The organism is Paragemmobacter kunshanensis, assembly GCF_011059185.1.
GTDB lineage: Bacteria > Pseudomonadota > Alphaproteobacteria > Rhodobacterales > Rhodobacteraceae > Paragemmobacter > Paragemmobacter kunshanensis.
Genome location: NZ_JAALFE010000007.1, coordinates 21309 through 38180 on the forward strand (window position 1 = coordinate 21309; position 16872 = coordinate 38180).

Consider the following 16872-nt stretch of genomic DNA (forward strand, 5'->3'; position numbering starts at 1 on the left):
CCGCAAAGCCCGCCCCGCCGCCACTGCAAAAACCGCCCCCTCAGCTTTGCGGACGGGTCTTTTTCGGGTCGTAATGCGAAAGCCCCACGATGACCGCCGGCAACCGCTTCTGATGCCCGTCCAGCTTGCCGATCTCGACCGCCGTTCCCACCTCGGCATGGGCCAGATCCACCCGCGCCAGCGCGATGTTCTTGCCCAGCAGGGGCGAGCGCATGGAGGATGTCACCTCCCCCACCTGCGCGCGGCCCACATGGATGCAATCGCCATGGCCCACATCGACATTGGCCTCGATATCCAGCCCCACGAACTTCCAGCGCGGGTTCTCCTTCCGCCGGATCAGCGCGTCACGCCCGATGAAATCATCGGTCTTGGATTTCAGCGGCACGGTAAAGCCGATGCCCGCCTCGAACGGGTCAGTCTGGTCGCTGAAGTCATAGCCCGCAAAGATCAGCCCCGCCTCGATCCGCACCATGTCCAGCGCGGCAAGGCCCATGGGCCGCAAGCCCAGATCGCGCCCGTTCTCCCAGACCGCGTCATAGACCGCCGTCCCGTCCTTCGGATGGCAGAACACCTCGAACCCCAACTCGCCCGTATAGCCCGTGCGCGACACCACCACCGGTGCGCCGTTCGGCCCGCCCACGCGGCCAACGGTGAAACGGAACCAGCCCAGTTCCTCGATCGTCGGCTGATGCGGCGCGGTCCAGATCATCCGGCGCATGATCTCGCGGCTGTTCGGCCCCTGAACGGCAAGGTTGTGCAACTGGTCGGTCGAAGACCGCACCATCACCTTCAGCCCCAGCTTTTCGGCCTGTTCCCGCAGCCAGATCCCGCCGTAATCATCCCCGCCGATCCAGCGGAAATTGTCGCGCCCCAGCCGGAACAGCGTGCCGTCGTCGATCATGCCGCCATGTTCATAGCACATGGCCGAATAGACCACCTGCCCCACGCTCAGCTTCTTCACATCCCGCGTCAGCGTGTATTGCATCAAGGCTTCGGCATCCGGCCCCGTCACCTCGAACTTCCGCAGGGGCGACAGGTCCAGCACCACCGCCTTCTCGCGACAGGCCCAATATTCCTCGATCGCGCCGTTCGAGGAATAGACATTGGGCAGCCAATAGCCCTTGTATTCCACCACATTGCGCGTCAGCGCGCCCGTGCGTTCGCTGAACGCGGTGTCCTTGGTCATCTTCGGCTCCGAGTCAGGGGTGGCGCGCCAGGCGATGGCGCGGCTGAATTTCTCCTCACCCGAATAGGTGCGGACATGGATATCGCTCAGATACCAGCCATTCGCGGGCGTCGTGTCATCCGGGCAGGCGGACGACACGCAGACCAGATCCGTCAGCGCGCGGAACAGCACGTAATCGCCGGGCCGCGACCAGGGCTCATCGGTGTAAAGCACGCCATGCGCGTCGATGCCGGTATTGAAGAACAGGTTCACCGCCATCCAGCCCGGCCGCGCGGTGACATTGTATTCCGCCAACGCGCCATTGAAGTTCTCGGAACAGTTGGCATGGCCCGGATAGCCGATGTCGTCATAGTATTTCGCGGCACAGGCCATGGCAAAGGCGTCATGCCGGCCAACCGTATCCTGCACCACTTCCAGAAGCGGCAGCATGTCCTGATCGAAGTATTTCGAATGCAGCCCCGGCATCGAATAGGCATGGCCCATCAAGGTGCGCGAGGTCGTCACGTCCAGCGCGTGTTCGATCCCGCGGTCGAGCTTTCTTGCCGCAAAGGCCTGAAAGTCGGTGCATTGCCGCCCGTCCACATCAATGATCTGGATGTAATCCCCCGCCTTCACGAAATAGGCCCGCGCGGTGGCCGACTTCACCCGCAAATCCAGCACCGGATCGGCCAGCGGATCGGGCAGGTCGAACTGCTTCACCGACAACAGGGCCGAGCGCTGCACCAGCACGAGGATCGGCGTCGCCGTTTCCTGCCCGTCCGGCGTCATGTCTCCGCCCGGCGCGGCGATGACCAGAACGCCGTCCCGGGTGATGGTGAAGGCTTCCTCGCTTCCCGCCGCCGTCTCGGCCCCGAACAGCGCCACCGCCCCGCCCTTGGCAAGGTCGATCCCGCGCCGCTCCAGCCCCAGCCGCAGCCCGCCCATGCCCGATCCCAACCGTGGCCCCGCGGCCAGCAGCGCCTTCAGCCCGGACGCATCGGAATTGGCCTGAACGCCCAGCAGGCCCGCGTCGATCCGGCCGCCCTCATCCGCCGCGACCAGCTCCACCCGCTGCCCGCCTTCGGGATTGACGATGCTCACGCGGTCGCCGGTGCCGACCCGGATCAGGATCGCGCCATTGCCGGGAACCTCATAGCGCTCCTTGCCGGAATGCGGCATGGCCGAGGACGGCGTCAGGATCCGGCTTGGGCGCGGCGGTCCGGGGATCACCTTGGGATACAGATCAAGCATCGGCTTCTCCCGCATCAGAGTTGCATCAGTGTAAAAACTGTTTCACAAAAAGAATATCCAGCGCAATCCTTCGGGGCAAGCGCCAACATCGCAAAACGGGGCCTGACGTGATCGCACTTTCACTGGGACTTCTAGCCGCGCTCTGCTGGGGGATGCATGACTTCACCATCCGCCGCGTGGGCGGCAAGGCAGATGTGGCGGCGATGTTCGCCCTTGTCACCCTCTTCGGCCTGATCCCGCTGATCCCCATCGCGCTGATCGCCGGCGGATGGGGGGTGATCGGCACGCAGCAACTGCTGCTGGCGCTGGCCGCAGGTGTGGGCACGGTCTGCGCCAATATCGCGCTCTACAAGGCCTTCACCATCGGCCCGGTATCCCTCGTGGCGCCGATCTGCGGCTCCTACCCCGTGCTGTCGGTCCTTTTCGCCATCGCCCGCGGGCAAGAGGCGGGGATGCAGGAATGGCTGGCGGTGCTGGCCGTGGTGGCGGGCGTGGCCATCGTCGCGCGCGGCGAAGGCGGGGCCTCATCCGGCAGCCGCCTTGCGGCGGCAGGCTGGGCCGCGCTGGCCTCGGTCTCTTTTGCGGTCACCTTCGGCCTTGCGCAATGGTCGGCAGAAACGGGGGCGCATATGCCTGTTGCCGCGATCACCCGCGTCACGGCGCTGACCATCGCGCTGATCTGGCTCTTGCAGCGCCGCCCTGCCCTCTCGGGCCTCGGCACCATCTGGCCTGCGCTGCTGATGATGGGGTTCCTTGACGTCTGCGCGGTCAGCGCGATCACCCTGGCGGGGGGGATGGAGAATGCGGAATACGCCGCCGTCGCCTCGTCCATCTTCGGGATCGTCACCATCCTGCTGGCCTGGCGCTTCCTGAAGGAACCCATGCGCGCCGGGCAATGGGGCGGTGTGGCGCTGGTCTTTGCCGGGATCGCCGCGCTGGGATTGGGCTAGGGTCGGCCCGCATCACTCCGACGGCGGCAAGGCCCCGGCCAACCCCCGCAGCCCCACCAGACGCCGCCGTTCATCCGCCGGGTTCACGCCAAAGGCTTCGGCATAATGCCGCGTCATCGGGGTGGAACTTGCATAACCCACCGAAATCGCGATCTCGGTGATGGACTGGGTGGAATAAAGCACCTTCTGCCGCGCCTTCTTCAGCCGCATCAGGCGATAGTATTTCAGCGGGCTCTGCCCCGTCGCCTGCTTGAAGCTGCGCTCCAGATGGCGCTCGGAAATGCCCAGCGATTCCGCCACGTCCGAAATCTGCACCGGATCCTCGATATGGTCCGAAAACACCCGGATCGCCTGCCGGATCATGTCGGGCAGCAGGTCATCCGTGCCGCCGCGCTTCTGCACCGGAACCTTCTGGATCACGTCATCGCTGCGCACGAAGGGGTGCTGAAACCAGCAGGCCACTTCCGTCATCGTGTCGCGTCCCAGCTTGTCCTCGATCATCCGCAGCATCATGTCGAACACCGCCCCGGCCCCGCTGGCCGTATGGCGCCGCCTGTCGCGGATGATCACCGACTGGCTGGCCACGATATCGGGGAATTCCGCCTTGAAGGCCGCCTCATAGCACCAATGCACCGAACAGACATGCCCGCCCATCACCCCGGATCGCACCAGCGGAAAGACCCCGCCAGAGAACCCGCCCAGCACGGCCCCGCAGCGTTCCATCCAGCGCACCTGCGCATTGGATCGCTTGGGGTGCAGAAAGTTCGACTGCGGCATCGACAGGAAGAACAGATAGTCCAGCCCCTGCGCCTCGGTCAGGGTGACGTCGGGATCGAACCGCACCTCGGCCGAAGACCGGATCGGCCCGGTCTCTTCGCCCAGCAGTTTCCAGGCGAATTCACGCCGCCCCACGATCTCGTTCGCGGCCCTCAGCGGTTCGATGGCCGAGGTCAGGCAGGCCATCGGAAAGCCGGGAAACAGCAGGAATCCCAGCGTCGTCGGCTGACCCGGTTCCGTCATGCGCTGGCCCCTCCCTGCCCCCGCGTCAATCTTCAGGCCACCAACCCGGAGAAGTGGGAAGCCCGTCATCGAACTGCGACAGCCACTTCACCATCGTCTCGCGGTTGCGCAGGAACCCCTTGTAGGCCGCCAGATCGGGATGCAGGTCGCGCACCACGCGATGCAGGCGGCGGGCCCATTTCGGCTGGGTCACAAGCTCTTCGAACTTGATCAGATAGCAGCGGATCGGAAAGGCGATGGCATTGGACCGCGGCAGCCGCCACAGCGTCTGCAACTCCACCCGCAGATGCTGACGATGGCCGATATTGTCCAGGTTGATCTCGGCCTTGGTCGGCCCCCATTTGGGATAGTTCTCGGGGCTGGTGTCCAGCAGCGGATCCACCGTCATCGTCCAGTTGAACCGGCGCACCGGCGCCCCGTGCTGCAACTTCAGCAGGAATTTCAACGCCCGGTCGAAGACGCCCTTCTCATGCGCCAGCGGCACCGGGGCATGCCATTCGTGAAAGCTCATGCCGATGTCGAAATCGAGGCTCCAGTCCGCCTGCGTCGTCACCATGCCGGCCTCGATCCACAGGTTCTCGTCGCGCTGGTCCTGCAGGGTAAAATCGCCCTGCGCCTGCCGCGTGATGTATTCCATCGGGCCATAGGGCAGCGTGGAAGGGTCGAGGAAGGTGAAGGTCTGCTCGATCTCCATCGGCCGGTTGATCCAGGTCCAGCGATTGCCGGTCTTGTGCAGTTCGAACCAGTGCGGATAGTCCCGCGCCTTGCTTTCCATGATCAGTTCCAGCAGGTCCCAACCCGCCAGTTCCATATGCGGCAAGGACTGGCAGCGCAGCGGATCGTCCTTCAGCACCAGCGCACGGTCGCGCATTTCCGCCAGGTAATGCTCGTCCACGTCGAAGGCATGTTCGAACACCGAACCGGGGCGGCCCGGCACATGCGGCTCCATGTTGACCGAATACATGTAATCGTCCCGGTCGAAGGGAAACGGAAAGCGCTTGATGGCGCGTTCCGAGTTGCGAAACGTGAAATCGTTGCGGAACGTCTCGTTGTTGAACTCGAATCCCATCGCTTCCCTCCTCAGCGGTCGATCACGAGGGTCTTGCCCTCGAAGCGCGAAACGCATGGCATGATCTTGGTGTTTCCGGCCTTTTCCTCGTCGGAAAGCCAGTGGTCGTGATGGTGGATATGCCCGTCACAGCGCACGACATTCGTCTCGCACTGCCCGCAGGCCCCGCCCCGGCACAGATAGGGCGCGTCCACGCCCGCCGCCTCCATCGCCTCCAGGATCGACTGCGCCGCGCCCACCTTGATGGTCTTGCCCGATGCCGCCAGTTCCACCTCGAAGGGCTTGCCCACCGGCGGGGCAAGGAATTCCTCGGAATGGACGGTATTCGCAGGCCAGCCCATCGCAAGCGCCGTGCCCTTCACCCAGTCGATCATCCCCTTCGGTCCGCAGACATAAAGATGCGTGCCAAGAGGTTGGGTCGACAACAGCGCCTTCAGGTCGATCGCCTCGCCCTTCTCGTCGACATAGACATGCACCCGTTCGTCAAACCGCGTGCGCAGCCTGTCCACATAGGCACCCAGCGCCTCGGACCGGATGGCGTAATGCAGTTCGAACCGCTGCCCCATCGGCGCAAGCTGCGCCATCATCGACATGAAGGGCGTGATCCCGATGCCCCCTGCAAGGAACAGATGTTTCCTCGCCCGCACATCCGGCGGAAACAGGTTGACCGGATGGCCAAGCTGCATCCGCATGCCCTTGGTCACATGGCGATGCATGAACAGCGATCCGCCCCGCCCCGCATCGTCGCGTCGGACCGAAATCTCGTATCCCCGCGTATCGGATGGGTCCGACATCAGCGAATAGGGGTTCATCCGCCGCGTGCCGTGATCGTCCATCTCCACCACGACATGCGATCCGCCGGAAAAATGGGGCATCTCGCCCCCATCGGCGCGTTCAAAGCGGAAGCGCTTGATCAGGTCGTTGACCTCGACCACCTCGGTCACGACAACATCCAGTCTCGGGGCTCCGACGCTCATTTGAAACGCTCCACCGCCGGGGGAACCTGGCCCGGATCCTCGGCATCAATATTCACCCCCTGAAAGGCCGCAAGGCGGCGGGAGTAGTGATCGCGGACGAACAGGTTCAGCCCACAATGCGAGCAGGTGAAGGGATCGGTCGTCACATTCTCGGTGATCCCCTTGCAATGCACGCATTGCACGCGCCGCGCCAGCGACCCGCGATGTTCGGTCTGCACCGCCTCATGCGGCAGGCCCGCCTCCATCACGTCGCGCTGCGCCAGCCCGATCAGGGTTTCGGTCCCGGCCAGATAGACCTGCAGGCCCATATGCGCATCCGCCAGCACCTTGCGCAGCCTCGGCTCCGCCGCCCAGAAGGAGGGCGAGCGATGGCATTGCGCCGCGCCCAGGGCCTGCAGGCTGGCGAAATGATCGCTGCCCGTGGCGATGCTGGGCACATAGATGACATGCGTCCGCGCCAGCATCCCGGCCGCATCCGGCCCGGCCTTGGCAAACAGGTCGCAGATCGCCCCCGCCCCTTCGCCATCGGCCACACAAAGATGCGCGGTTCCCGCGCGCGGCTGCAGCACGCCATAGACAGGGCGGCTGCGGATCGACTTTTCGAATACGGTCTGGCTCATGGTCCTGTCAGTTCCGGCTGGCCCCGGTTGAACCGGGGCGCGGCACATCACGCGCCGCGCCCCGGCTTCGGTCATTCCTTCACGGTGCGGCGCTTCTTCTCGACATCGTAGAAGGGCATCGAATGCGTCACCGCCGGGATCTCCCCATGCGTGGCGCAATTCACCACCAGCTTCGTGCCATTATTGGCGCAATCCACCGGCAGGCGGGCAATGGCGATGTTGTGCTTGTTCAGCGGCGAATACATCGCCTGCGTCACCAGCCCCACCTGCTTGCCGTTCTGGAACACCGGCGCGCCGTTGCCCGGCACCTTGGTGCCTTCCATCTTCAGGCCCCAGATCTTGAACCGTTCCTTGCCCTTCAGGCGGTAATGCTCCTCTGCCCCGCGGAAGCCCACCTTGCCGGGGCTGACCGTGAAATCGAGGCCCAGTTCCCACAGCGTATCGCCGGGGCCTTCATTCTCGAACGGATACATCTCGGAATTGTCATAGGGGAAGAACAGCAGGTAGCTTTCCGTCCGCAGCATATCCAGCGTGGTAAAGCGGCAGGGGATGATCCCCATCGACTTGCCCTCGTCCAGAATGCGATCCCAGATCATCGGCGCGTCCTGCCCGCGCACGAACAGCTCATACCCCCGCTCGCCCGTGTATCCGGTGCGCGAGATCATGGCAGGCTTGCCGAACAGGCTCGTCTGCATATGCGCGAAATAGGGCAACTGCCGGATGCCCGGCACGTGCTTTTCCAGATAGTCCACGGCCAGCGGCCCCTGCAGCGACAGGTCATGCGTGTTGTCGTCGAAACGGATCGAAACATCGCGCCCCGTCGCGGCCATGGTCAGCTGCTCATGCGCGCCGCCCGATCCATGCACCACCATGAAGGCGTTGGGCGCCAGGCGGTAGATCACGCAGTCGTCGATGAACTTGCCCTGATCGTTCAGCATGGTCGCATAGACCGAACGCCCCGGCATCAGCTTTTCCATGTTCCGCGTCGTGGCCCGTTCGATCACATGGCTGGCCGCAGGTCCGGTGATATGCACCTTCTTCAGCCCCGACACATCCATCAGCCCCGCCTTGGTGCGGATCGCCATGTATTCCGCATCCGGATCGCCGTCATAGGACCAGGCGGTTCCCATCCCGCTCCAGTCTTCAAGGTTCGACCCAAGCGCCCGGTGGCGGTCGCCGAGCGTGGAGAAGCGCCAGGAATTCGTCATCATGTCCCTCCCGTTGGACTTATGGATTGCCGTTACTTTCCAACCATCCCCCTGCGAAATCAACCTTCATGTGCAAAAAGTTTTCCTCTCAGGGAAAGTTTTTATCCCGGAACCGCCCTCACCCTGCTGAAACCGCCCTGCATTGCCCATGGAACGGGCAGCGCGCCCGGGACATGGCACAAACCGATTCCCGCAGCAAAAAGGGGCGACCCGAGGGCCGCCCCTTTCCATCCCTTTCCCAGGCCCCGATCAGCCCGGCAGCACGAAGAACCAGTTGGCCCAAAGCACGATCGCAGCCCCCAGCGCCAGCGCCAGATAGGGCTTGATCCCCGCCTTCCGCTCGCCCAGATCGCCGTTCGTCAGGCCCAGATCCTCCAGCGCTTCCGGCGGGAACTTGCCGCCATCCTGCACATAGTGACGGAACCAGAAGACGGGCAGGATCAGCGCGGCAAAGACCACGCCGGACCACAGCGCATTCTCATAGCCCCAGACCTTTGCCCCTGCGCCAAGGAACAGCGCGTTCACGAAGGCCAGAACCGTGTTCAGCCCGATCAGGAAGGTCGGCGCCTTCCAGGGACGATGCACATGGCCCGAATCGATGCGGTGGATCCAGCCCGCGTTCAGGTTCAGGAAGTTGAAGGTCAGATAGCCCACGTTCGAGATGGCCAGAACGTAGAAATACCCCCCCGCATCCGAGGCCAGCGCCAGCAGGAACAGGTTGAAGCCCAGATCCGTCCACATCGCGTTGGTCGGCGCGCCATGCTCGTTCACGCGGCTCAGGTATTTCGGCAGCCAGCCGTCACGCGACCCCTGATACAGCGTGCGCGAAGACCCGGCCATAGCCGTCATGATGGCAAGGAACAGCGCCATGATCATCAGGATGATGAAGATCTGCACGATCACATTCGACGAACTCACCATCGACGACAGCGCCGCGCCCACGCCCGTGCCATCCACGATGCCCGGCTCCAGCATCCCGGCCGCGCCGAACACGCCCTGGAACGAGAAGGGGATCATGAAGAAGAACACGATGCACAGAAGACCGGAAAAGAAGATCGCCTTGAACGTATCCGTGGCGGGGTTCTTCATCTCGGCCGTGTAGCAGACCGCGGTTTCGAACCCATAGGTGGACCAGGCCGCGATGTACATCGCCCCCAGGAACAGCGTCCAGCCGCCGATGTTCCATGACCCCACATCGCCGCCATAGGCGACCGAGGGCGGGACGATCTGGCTCACGTTCATCATGTCGATCGACCCGGTCAGGATCGGCACGATCCCCACCAGGAACAGCGGGATCAGCACGATCACGGCAAGGATCTTCTGCGCGCTTGCGGTCGATGCGATGCCGCGATGCTGGATCGCGAAGATGATCAGCATCAGCAGCGCGCCGATCACGAAGGTCGAGTTGAAGTGAAGCGTCCCCAGACCCGGGATCGACAGGGCATAGGCTTCCCAGACGCGAATCGTGGGCGTCAGCGCCGAAACCGCATCGGTCGTGGCAACAGCGGTGATCGCATCCGCCGCCGTCACCCCGGCATTGGCGGCCATGTAATCCACCACTGCCTGCGTCGTCTCGGTATAGTTGGCAAGGTTCGCCGCCACCCAATCCAGCACGACCTGGCTATCCGCCCCCGGGATCGGGAACAGCGCATTCAGGATATAGCCTGCCGCGATGGCGCAGCCCAGCGACAGCACCGGCGACCAGGCGAACCAGTTGCACCAGACCGACAGCGGCGCGATGGACTTGGAATAGCGCAGCCAGGCCGTCGCACCATAGATCGACGCCCCGCCCGACTTGTTGCCGAACATCCCCGCCATTTCGGCATAGGTGAAGGATTGCAGGAACCCCATGCACATCGACAGGATCCACACGACAAACGCCGCCTGTCCGGCAACACCTGCAATCCCGCCGATGGAAAACAGAACCAGAGGCGGCACACCGGCGGCCACCCAGAAGGCGCCCTTCCAGTCCAGCGCGCGATGAAGCTCGCCGCTGCTCGAATTGGATGACATAGACATACTCCCTTGTTCCCTGTTCCTGCCGGTTCCCGGGCCTTTCCCTGCCCCTCGTCCGGCTTTTTGCTTTCCCACCGGCCAGCCATGGCAGGCCGGAAGGGTCTATCTCGGGCACGGCGCGGGCAGGCCCGCTCCGAACAGCCGGCCGGTTTTCCACCCGGCTCAACGGGGAAACACCGCCCGCCGACCCGCGATCACTGCCGTCGCGGCCCGGTGTCGCGAAGGAAAGCACGGTAAATGCGACAAGGCGAGAAAAATTTCATTCCTGCGAAAATTTGTTTCCCGCAACAGGCCGCCTCTTCACAAAGCGCATGAAAAAAGGGGGCAAGGATCCTGTCCCTGCCCCCTTCTGCCCTGTTTCTCATCAGCGCGCGCGCCGCGCGCCCGACCTGCCGCTACTTCGCGCGGCTATAGGCCGCCCGTTCATGCCGCGATCCTGCGATCAGGGCGGCAACACAGACAAGCAGCGACAGCGCCAGCCAGACGGCCTCTGTCCCCGCGCCCGCATAATAGGCCCCGTCCACGGTGGCCCAGTTCGTCACATCCGTTCCGATCAGCATCATGCCCTCCGGTTTCAAGGTTTCATTCGGCAGGAGTTTTCGTGGCCGGCCCCGCGGCCAGGAATTCGGGATAGGCCTCGATCGGCACCTTCACCTTGTCGAGTCCCATCACCTCGGCCTCGCGGGGAACCCGCAGCATCCCCAGTTTCTTCAGGACCAGCGACACGACATAGCCGGGAATGAACCCAAGCGCTGCCATCACCACCGCACCCACGATCTGGCCCGTCAGCGAAATCACCGGCGCGCCTTCCGATGTCAGCGCCGGATAGCCCGCGGCAAAGATGCCCACCGCGATCACGCCCCACAGGCCCACCACCCCATGCAGCGCCACCGCACCCACCGCATCGTCGATCCGCAACCGTTCCACATAGCGCGCGACCAGCGGCATGATCGCCCCGCCGATCGCGGCGATGACAAAGGCCATCGGCGGCCAGTAAAGATCAAGGCCCCCCGCAACCGAGATGATCCCGCCCAGCGCCCCCGACATCATCCAGAACGGATCATGCGTCATCACCCAGGCGGCAATCGCGCCCCCGGCAAAGCCCATCAGGATGTTGAAGGTCATCGCCGACAGCGTCACCGGCGTGCCATAGATCGTGGCAAAGATCCCCTGCCCCCAGGACCACGGCTCGCCCGGGAAGATCACGCAGCCCATCAGGAACCCCCAGAAGCCCGCGATGATCAGCATCAGCCCGACAAGGGCCGCAGGCATCGAATGGCCCGCAATCGCATTGGCGCTGCCATCCGCGTTGAACTTGCCCACCCGGGCGCCAAGGTTGATCAGCACGCCCAGCGTGAAGAAGCCCGCGATGGCATGCACCACGCCCGCCGCCCCGAAATCGTGATAGCCGAAGGACGTCACCAGCCAGCCATCGGCATGCCAGCCCCAGGCCGCGCCCAGGATCCAGACAAAGCTGCCCAGCACGATGGCCAGGATGGTAAAGCCCACGATCTGGATCCGCTCGATCAGCGACCCCGACATGATCGAGGCCGTCGTCGCGGCAAACATCGCAAAGGCCCCGAAGAAGACGCCCGTCGCGCTGTCGGCGACATTCGGCCCCATCACCGCCCCCACCGGATTGGCCGCGGCCAGCGCATAATCCAGCCCCGAAGTGCCGATCGGCCCGGGTGCCATGCTGAAGCCTGTCGGAAAGGCCCAATAGATGAACCAGCCCACATAGTAGAAGGTCGGGATGATGAAGGCGAAGGCGAGGATGTTCTTGATCCCCGATGCGAGCGCGTTCTTGGCGCGCGACGCACCCATCTCATAGGACAGGAACCCCGCATGGATCAGCACCATCAGCGGGATGGTCAGCCAGTAGAAGGTCTCTGCCGTTGTTCGGTTCAGTCCGGCCATCCCATCCTTGAGCGTGGCCAATTCCGCCGTCAGGGCGGCGATCTGGTCTTCCATGCAATCACTCCCCATCTGTTGCGCCGCCCCGCTTTTGCCCGGGGGCTGGCCCTGAAAGTTAAGCACGTGCGGGCATCGCCCGGACCGCGCAACTTCAGATGAGGCAACATTGTTTCAAGGCAAGAAGGATTCCCGCAATAAAATGACCAAATAAAAGGCAACTTCGCGCGACCTGCACAGAAAGGCGTCAAAGCCTGTCCGGACAAGGAAAAAGGCCCCGGGCAGTGCCGGGGCCTTTCATCGGGGAACCGCGCCGGATCAGTTGCGCAGATAGCTTTCCATCGAATCCTCCAGCGCGTCCTTCCAGGGCGTATGGTGGATCGGGGCCATCGTGCCGGTGATCACCGACTTGTAGGCATTGTTGCGGAAGCCCATGATGTCGTCCTTCTTGTGGTCCTTCCACTCGAAGAACGCTTCGCAGGCGCCGTCCACGCGAAGGACGGATAATCCGTCTCGGCGATCAGTTCCTTCACATAGTCGCCCTGATAGTGGATGGCGTCATGCGCGTCCTTGCCCGCATCCTCGCCCGCCACGCGGTCCTCGACATCCTTCATCAGCACGGCCTTGTCGGTGGGAATGGCGATCCGCCCCATGATCGCATCGCGCACCCACCAGGCCTGCGCGTCGAACATGTTGAAGGTGAACCACTGGTCCTGCATGCCCACATAGAACAGCTTGGGATTATGCACCCAGACCACGCCCTTATACAGGTCCGCCGCCGCCAGCCTGTTGGCCGTCTTCAGGCGCAGGTCGTCAGGCAGGAAGGGGAAATGGTGCTTGTAGCCGGTGCAAAGGATGATCGCGTCAACCTTCTTGCTGGTGCCATCCGCGAAATAGGCGGTGGTTTCATCCACCCGCTCCAGCTTGGGCACTTCCTTCCAGTTGTCCGGCCATTTGAACCCCATCGGCGCGTTGCGATAGGCCACGGTGATCGACTTCGCCCCGTATTTCCAGCATTGCGACCCGATATCCTCGGCCGAATATGAGGAACCGAGCAGCAGCAGATCCTTGCCCGCGAATTCCCGCGCGTCGCGGAAGTCGTGGGCATGCAGCACGCGCCCGTTGAACTTGTCGAAGCCCGGATATTCCGGCACGTTCGGCACCGAGAAATGGCCCGAGGCGACGACCACATGGTCGAATTCCTCGTCATACATCCGGTCATTCTTCAGGTCATGCGCGGTGACGGTGAAATTGCCCTTGTCCTCGTTGTATTTCACCATGCGGATGGTGGTCGAGAAGCGGATCCAGTCGCGCACGCCCGCCTTCTTCACCCGCCCTTCGATATAGTCGAACAGCACGGCGCGCGGCGGATAGCTGGCGATCTGCTTGCCGAAGTGCTCCTCGAAGGAATAGTCGGCGAATTCCAGCCCTTCCTTCGGCCCGTTCGACCACAGATAGCGATACATGGAACAATGAACCGGCTCGCCATGCTCGTCGAGACCCGTCCGCCAGGTGTAGTTCCACAACCCGCCCCAGTTCGACTGCTTCTCGAAGCACACCACTTCGGGAATGTCCGCGCCCTTGGCCTTGGCCGACTGGAACGCCCTGAGCTGGGCCAGACCGGAAGGACCCGCTCCGATGACGGCAACACGCTTTTTCAATCTTCCCTCCATGTGCATTCTTATGCGCTGCTTTGGGTGGAAAACTAAACGCCACAAGCAATGCGCGTCAAATATTTTTCCCTCCATGAAATTATTTAAGGAAAAGGAACCTTTTCCACCCCCTGCTTTCCGCTGCTTTGCCCTTTGCAACAAGGCTTGCCCGGCCGCGTCCTGCCCGGAAAACGGGCAATCCGCACACCCGCGCCCGGAAGTGCGGCCCGGGATGATTCTGGAAACAAACCCCGCCCCCGGCCCCGGATTCCGCGCTGCATCGTAGAAAAGGCCGGATTTATGCCCCGCTCTGGCCATCTTTTGCCCGAAGACAGGGGTCTAGGTTGTGTGGGTATGGTGTGTTCTCGCTCGGTGGTCCGGCCGTGCGTTTCGTGTCTGGTTCAGTTCCAGTCGGATGCCCTTGGCAGCTGGTTGCAGCATGAAAATACTTGCCGTCGACGACGACGATACGATCCTCGACCTGCTTTCCGAAGCGCTGGCGCTTTCGGGGCATGACCGGATGGCCCGTGCCCGCTCCGCGCATGAAGCGCTGGGCGTGATCGCGGCCACCACGACGCCCTTCGATTGCCTGCTTCTCGATATCCAGATGCCCGGCATGGACGGGATCGCCCTCTGCCGCGAGGTCCGCAGTCTTCAGGGCTATTCCCATACGCCGATCCTGATGCTGACCGCGATGTCGCAGCGCGACTATATCGAACGCGCCTTCATGGCGGGCGCCACCGACTATGTCACCAAGCCCTTCGATCTGCTGGAACTCAGCACCCGCATCGGCATGGCGCATCGCCTGATCGAGGAACGCCACCGGGTCGAGGATGGGTTGACCACCATCGAACGGCTGAAACGCGAATTGCGCACCCTTCCCGCGCTCTCGCTCAGCGATCCGCTGGATCTGGGCAAGGTGCCGCGCACCATCGCCTATCTGTCCTTCGAGAACTACATCCTGTCGCTGACCCGGGCAAAGCTCTTCACCTCCAACGTCATGGCGGTGAAGATCGTCGATGTGGAACGCATCCACGCCGAAAACCGCCCGGCCGAATTCCTGGCCCATCTGCGCCTCGTGGCCCAGGCCCTGGCCGAGGCGACGGAAGGCGAAGGCAGCGTGCTGTCCTATCGCGGCAATGGCACCTTCCTCTGCGTCAGCCACAACCGCAGCCGCCTGACCCCGCAGGACATCGAAACCCATATCAACGACTCGATCCTTGTCGGGCAGGGTGTCTCGGTCATGGTGGGGGATCGCACCTCGCTGGGCGCGCTCACGCGCTTCGGCTCGCTGCAATCCATCAACAAGGCCGCGGCTTCCGTCGAACGCCGGATCGAAACCGTGGGCAGCGCGCCCACCCTGCCCCGTTCGCTGCCGCAACGCTCGCTTGCCCGCTATCGCGGCGAACAGGAACGCTCGGCCTATGAGGGGCTCTTGCGGCAGGTGCTGTCCGAAGATCTCGCCCGGCTGCGCGGCGAACTCAATGCAGGCGCGGGTCGAGGTTCATCACAGCGACCTGAACCTTCACGCCGTCAAGCTCCATGACAGGCCCTGCGGGTTCCGCCCGCAGGCCCAGCCGCCCGATCCAGCGCGGCCAGACGGCCGGGCCGAAGGCGATGATCTTCTGCGCTCCAAGCGACCGCGCCGTGCGGATCATCTCGTACATCAGATCGCCCTGAACCTTCTTGCGCAGCTTTGCAGGCACCGTGTTCGACACGAAGATGCGCGAGGCTTCCCAGATATTCGGATCAACCGGGGCCTCGAAATCCATCAGGTCGGCGGGAATCGACTCCAGCATCCCCCGCTGGGCATCCCGAATCATGTAGGTATACATGCCCACCCGGGCCGTCGTCGGCGTCAGCCGGACACCCGCCAGCACCTCGCCCTGCTCATGCACGGCAATCCACCGGCTCGCCGGGGTGTCGTACTGGTCGAACTCCATCCCCTCGGCTTCCGGCAGCCGCCAATTGTTGCGCACGATGAAAGACTTGCGCCTGGCCCGCAGCAGATTGACGAAAAGATCGCCATGCTGGTGCATGTTCTGGAAGGAAAGGGTGGTCGTCAGCATCACTGGCCCTGAATTCTTCGCCTCATCAACGCTGGACAGCCGGGGGTTGGCCCCCTCTTGGGAAGCCTCTGCCGGCATCGCCTCGGAGAATCTCTGAGACCGCCTGTTCGGAGGTAGGCTGACCATTGCGCGCTCAAGCATAAACAATTGTTAACAGTGTAAGGTCACGCGGCACGGGAAACACAAACTAAAGTTTGGTCCGAATTTGGGATTCAGGCAAAACTGTGGCAAATCCGCAAACCAGAAAAAACCTTCCAATACAACATATTGTAGCAACTAGCTAAGAAGGCCCCAGTCAGGATTCTATACAAAATCCAACATCGGCCCATCGGCGAAAAAACAGGCACTGTTCACCCCTGACAGACAATCGCCGCCAGCGGGAAAGATCAAGCGGAAACTCGGCTTATGGGCGATCAGGCGCGCAGGTCCTCCACTTCGCCATAAATCACCGCAAGCAGACCACAAAAACGTCCAACTGCTGGGTCAGTAACAACCATGAATGCTGCCTTGTCCTGGCCTCCGGCTCCCGCCGGTCCCGGCGGGGCGGTGCCAGACCGGGGGTTGCCATGCCGCGCTACTTTCAGACCTTCAAGGTATTCGGCGAAGTCGCCGATCTGATGCTGCTGGAACGCCCCGAGCGGCGCCTGATGGTCGATATCTCGCTGGAGCCCGCGCTTCACACGCCCGGGCGGAACCCCTATCCGCACCGGACCACCTTCTGCATCACCGATTCCCACCTGATGCAGCGCTTCCTTTCGGAAATCTCGATCGGCGATGCCATTGATGCCGAAGGCACATTCTCGCAGTCGGACTATGTCCCCCACCGCACGACCTGCATCGACACGACCTTCCTGTTGCTCGACTATCGTCGCCTCGTGGATTCCGAACAACTCATCCCGGCACCGACCGACTTCGCCGTCGATGCACTGCGCCGGATGCGCCTGCATTGAATGAAAGGCTCGAT

Annotated in this window: 13 protein-coding genes and 1 pseudogene; 3 read left to right on the forward strand and 11 right to left on the reverse strand. The window is 63.1% G+C overall.

Features of this window, described 5'->3' with window-relative positions:
- Positions 1 to 40 precede the first annotated feature (40 nt).
- The gene (locus G5V65_RS08705; RefSeq protein ID WP_165049041.1) at positions 41 to 2416 is read right to left on the reverse strand and encodes a DUF1989 domain-containing protein; all 2376 of its coding nucleotides are present in this window, start codon (positions 2414 to 2416) and stop codon (positions 41 to 43) included.
- Positions 2417 to 2523: 107 nt separating this feature from the next.
- Here G5V65_RS08705 and G5V65_RS08710 point away from each other — a divergent pair, with 107 nt between their 5' ends.
- Positions 2524 to 3366 carry an EamA family transporter gene (locus G5V65_RS08710; protein WP_165049043.1) on the forward strand — a complete coding sequence of 281 codons (843 nt, stop codon included), beginning with the start codon at positions 2524 to 2526 and terminating at the stop codon, positions 3364 to 3366.
- 12 nt (positions 3367 to 3378) lie between these two features.
- On the opposite strand, the gene G5V65_RS08715 is transcribed toward G5V65_RS08710, so the two are convergent.
- The 9 genes and pseudogenes from G5V65_RS08715 to G5V65_RS08755 all read right to left on the reverse strand — a co-directional run bounded on the left by G5V65_RS08715 (position 3379) and on the right by G5V65_RS08755 (position 13860).
- Positions 3379 to 4386, reverse strand: a complete 1008-nt coding sequence (locus tag G5V65_RS08715; RefSeq protein ID WP_165049045.1) for a GlxA family transcriptional regulator — start codon at positions 4384 to 4386, stop codon at positions 3379 to 3381.
- 25 nt (positions 4387 to 4411) lie between these two features.
- Entirely contained in the window at positions 4412 to 5455 is a 1044-nt protein-coding gene (locus G5V65_RS08720) for a heme-dependent oxidative N-demethylase family protein (RefSeq protein ID WP_165049047.1), read from the reverse strand.
- An 11-nt stretch (positions 5456 to 5466) separates the two neighbouring features.
- Positions 5467 to 6432, reverse strand: coding sequence for a PDR/VanB family oxidoreductase (locus tag G5V65_RS08725; RefSeq protein ID WP_165049049.1), 966 nt, complete (start codon positions 6430 to 6432; stop codon positions 5467 to 5469).
- Positions 6429 to 7052: a dimethylamine monooxygenase subunit DmmA family protein gene (locus G5V65_RS08730; RefSeq protein ID WP_165049051.1), complete on the reverse strand. Its 624-nt coding sequence runs from the start codon at positions 7050 to 7052 to the stop codon at positions 6429 to 6431. Before G5V65_RS08730 ends, G5V65_RS08725 begins: the two co-directional genes overlap by 4 nt.
- 71 nt (positions 7053 to 7123) lie before the next feature.
- On the reverse strand, positions 7124 to 8260 hold the full coding sequence (locus G5V65_RS08735) for an aminomethyltransferase family protein (protein ID WP_165049053.1): 1137 nt from the start codon (positions 8258 to 8260) through the stop codon (positions 7124 to 7126).
- A 249-nt stretch (positions 8261 to 8509) separates the two neighbouring features.
- On the reverse strand, positions 8510 to 10273 hold the full coding sequence (locus tag G5V65_RS08740; protein ID WP_241250503.1) for an APC family permease: 1764 nt from the start codon (positions 10271 to 10273) through the stop codon (positions 8510 to 8512).
- Between the two features lie 398 nt (positions 10274 to 10671).
- The gene (locus G5V65_RS08745; protein ID WP_165049057.1) at positions 10672 to 10839 is read right to left on the reverse strand and encodes a hypothetical protein; all 168 of its coding nucleotides are present in this window, start codon (positions 10837 to 10839) and stop codon (positions 10672 to 10674) included.
- Positions 10840 to 10858: 19 nt separating this feature from the next.
- The gene (locus tag G5V65_RS08750; protein ID WP_165049059.1) at positions 10859 to 12247 is read right to left on the reverse strand and encodes an ammonium transporter; all 1389 of its coding nucleotides are present in this window, start codon (positions 12245 to 12247) and stop codon (positions 10859 to 10861) included.
- 258 nt (positions 12248 to 12505) lie between these two features.
- Positions 12506 to 13860, reverse strand: a pseudogene (locus G5V65_RS08755) (NAD(P)-binding domain-containing protein).
- Positions 13861 to 14278: 418 nt separating this feature from the next.
- Here G5V65_RS08755 and G5V65_RS08760 point away from each other — a divergent pair.
- Positions 14279 to 15385 (forward strand): response regulator, encoded by a 1107-nt coding sequence (locus G5V65_RS08760; protein WP_165049061.1) that lies wholly within the window; start codon positions 14279 to 14281, stop codon positions 15383 to 15385.
- On the opposite strand, the gene G5V65_RS08765 is transcribed toward G5V65_RS08760, so the two are convergent.
- The gene (locus tag G5V65_RS08765) at positions 15321 to 15908 is read right to left on the reverse strand and encodes an acyl-homoserine-lactone synthase (protein ID WP_165049063.1); all 588 of its coding nucleotides are present in this window, start codon (positions 15906 to 15908) and stop codon (positions 15321 to 15323) included. The two genes, G5V65_RS08760 and G5V65_RS08765, sit on opposite strands and share 65 nt — an antisense overlap.
- 566 nt (positions 15909 to 16474) lie before the next feature.
- Here G5V65_RS08765 and G5V65_RS08770 point away from each other — a divergent pair.
- A complete protein-coding gene (locus G5V65_RS08770) occupies positions 16475 to 16858 on the forward strand; it encodes a hypothetical protein (RefSeq protein ID WP_165049066.1) in 384 nt (127 codons plus the stop codon).
- Positions 16859 to 16872: the final 14 nt, after the last annotated feature.

Excerpts from the sequence above, each read along its gene's own strand:
- G5V65_RS08740 (WP_241250503.1), bottom strand. The coding sequence starts at position 10,273 with ATGTCATCCAATTCGAGCAGCGGCGAGCTTCATCGCGCGCTGGACTGG.
- G5V65_RS08770 (WP_165049066.1), top strand. The coding sequence starts at position 16,475 with ATGCCGCGCTACTTTCAGACCTTCAAGGTATTCGGCGAAGTCGCCGAT.
- G5V65_RS08745 (WP_165049057.1), bottom strand. The coding sequence starts at position 10,839 with ATGATGCTGATCGGAACGGATGTGACGAACTGGGCCACCGTGGACGGG.
- G5V65_RS08765 (WP_165049063.1), bottom strand. The coding sequence starts at position 15,908 with ATGCTGACGACCACCCTTTCCTTCCAGAACATGCACCAGCATGGCGAT.
- G5V65_RS08735 (WP_165049053.1), bottom strand. The coding sequence starts at position 8,260 with ATGACGAATTCCTGGCGCTTCTCCACGCTCGGCGACCGCCACCGGGCG.
- G5V65_RS08725 (WP_165049049.1), bottom strand. The coding sequence starts at position 6,432 with ATGAGCGTCGGAGCCCCGAGACTGGATGTTGTCGTGACCGAGGTGGTC.
- G5V65_RS08730 (WP_165049051.1), bottom strand. The coding sequence starts at position 7,052 with ATGAGCCAGACCGTATTCGAAAAGTCGATCCGCAGCCGCCCTGTCTAT.
- G5V65_RS08705 (WP_165049041.1), bottom strand. The coding sequence starts at position 2,416 with ATGCTTGATCTGTATCCCAAGGTGATCCCCGGACCGCCGCGCCCAAGC.
- G5V65_RS08750 (WP_165049059.1), bottom strand. The coding sequence starts at position 12,247 with ATGGAAGACCAGATCGCCGCCCTGACGGCGGAATTGGCCACGCTCAAG.
- G5V65_RS08715 (WP_165049045.1), bottom strand. The coding sequence starts at position 4,386 with ATGACGGAACCGGGTCAGCCGACGACGCTGGGATTCCTGCTGTTTCCC.
- G5V65_RS08760 (WP_165049061.1), top strand. The coding sequence starts at position 14,279 with ATGAAAATACTTGCCGTCGACGACGACGATACGATCCTCGACCTGCTT.
- G5V65_RS08720 (WP_165049047.1), bottom strand. The coding sequence starts at position 5,455 with ATGGGATTCGAGTTCAACAACGAGACGTTCCGCAACGATTTCACGTTT.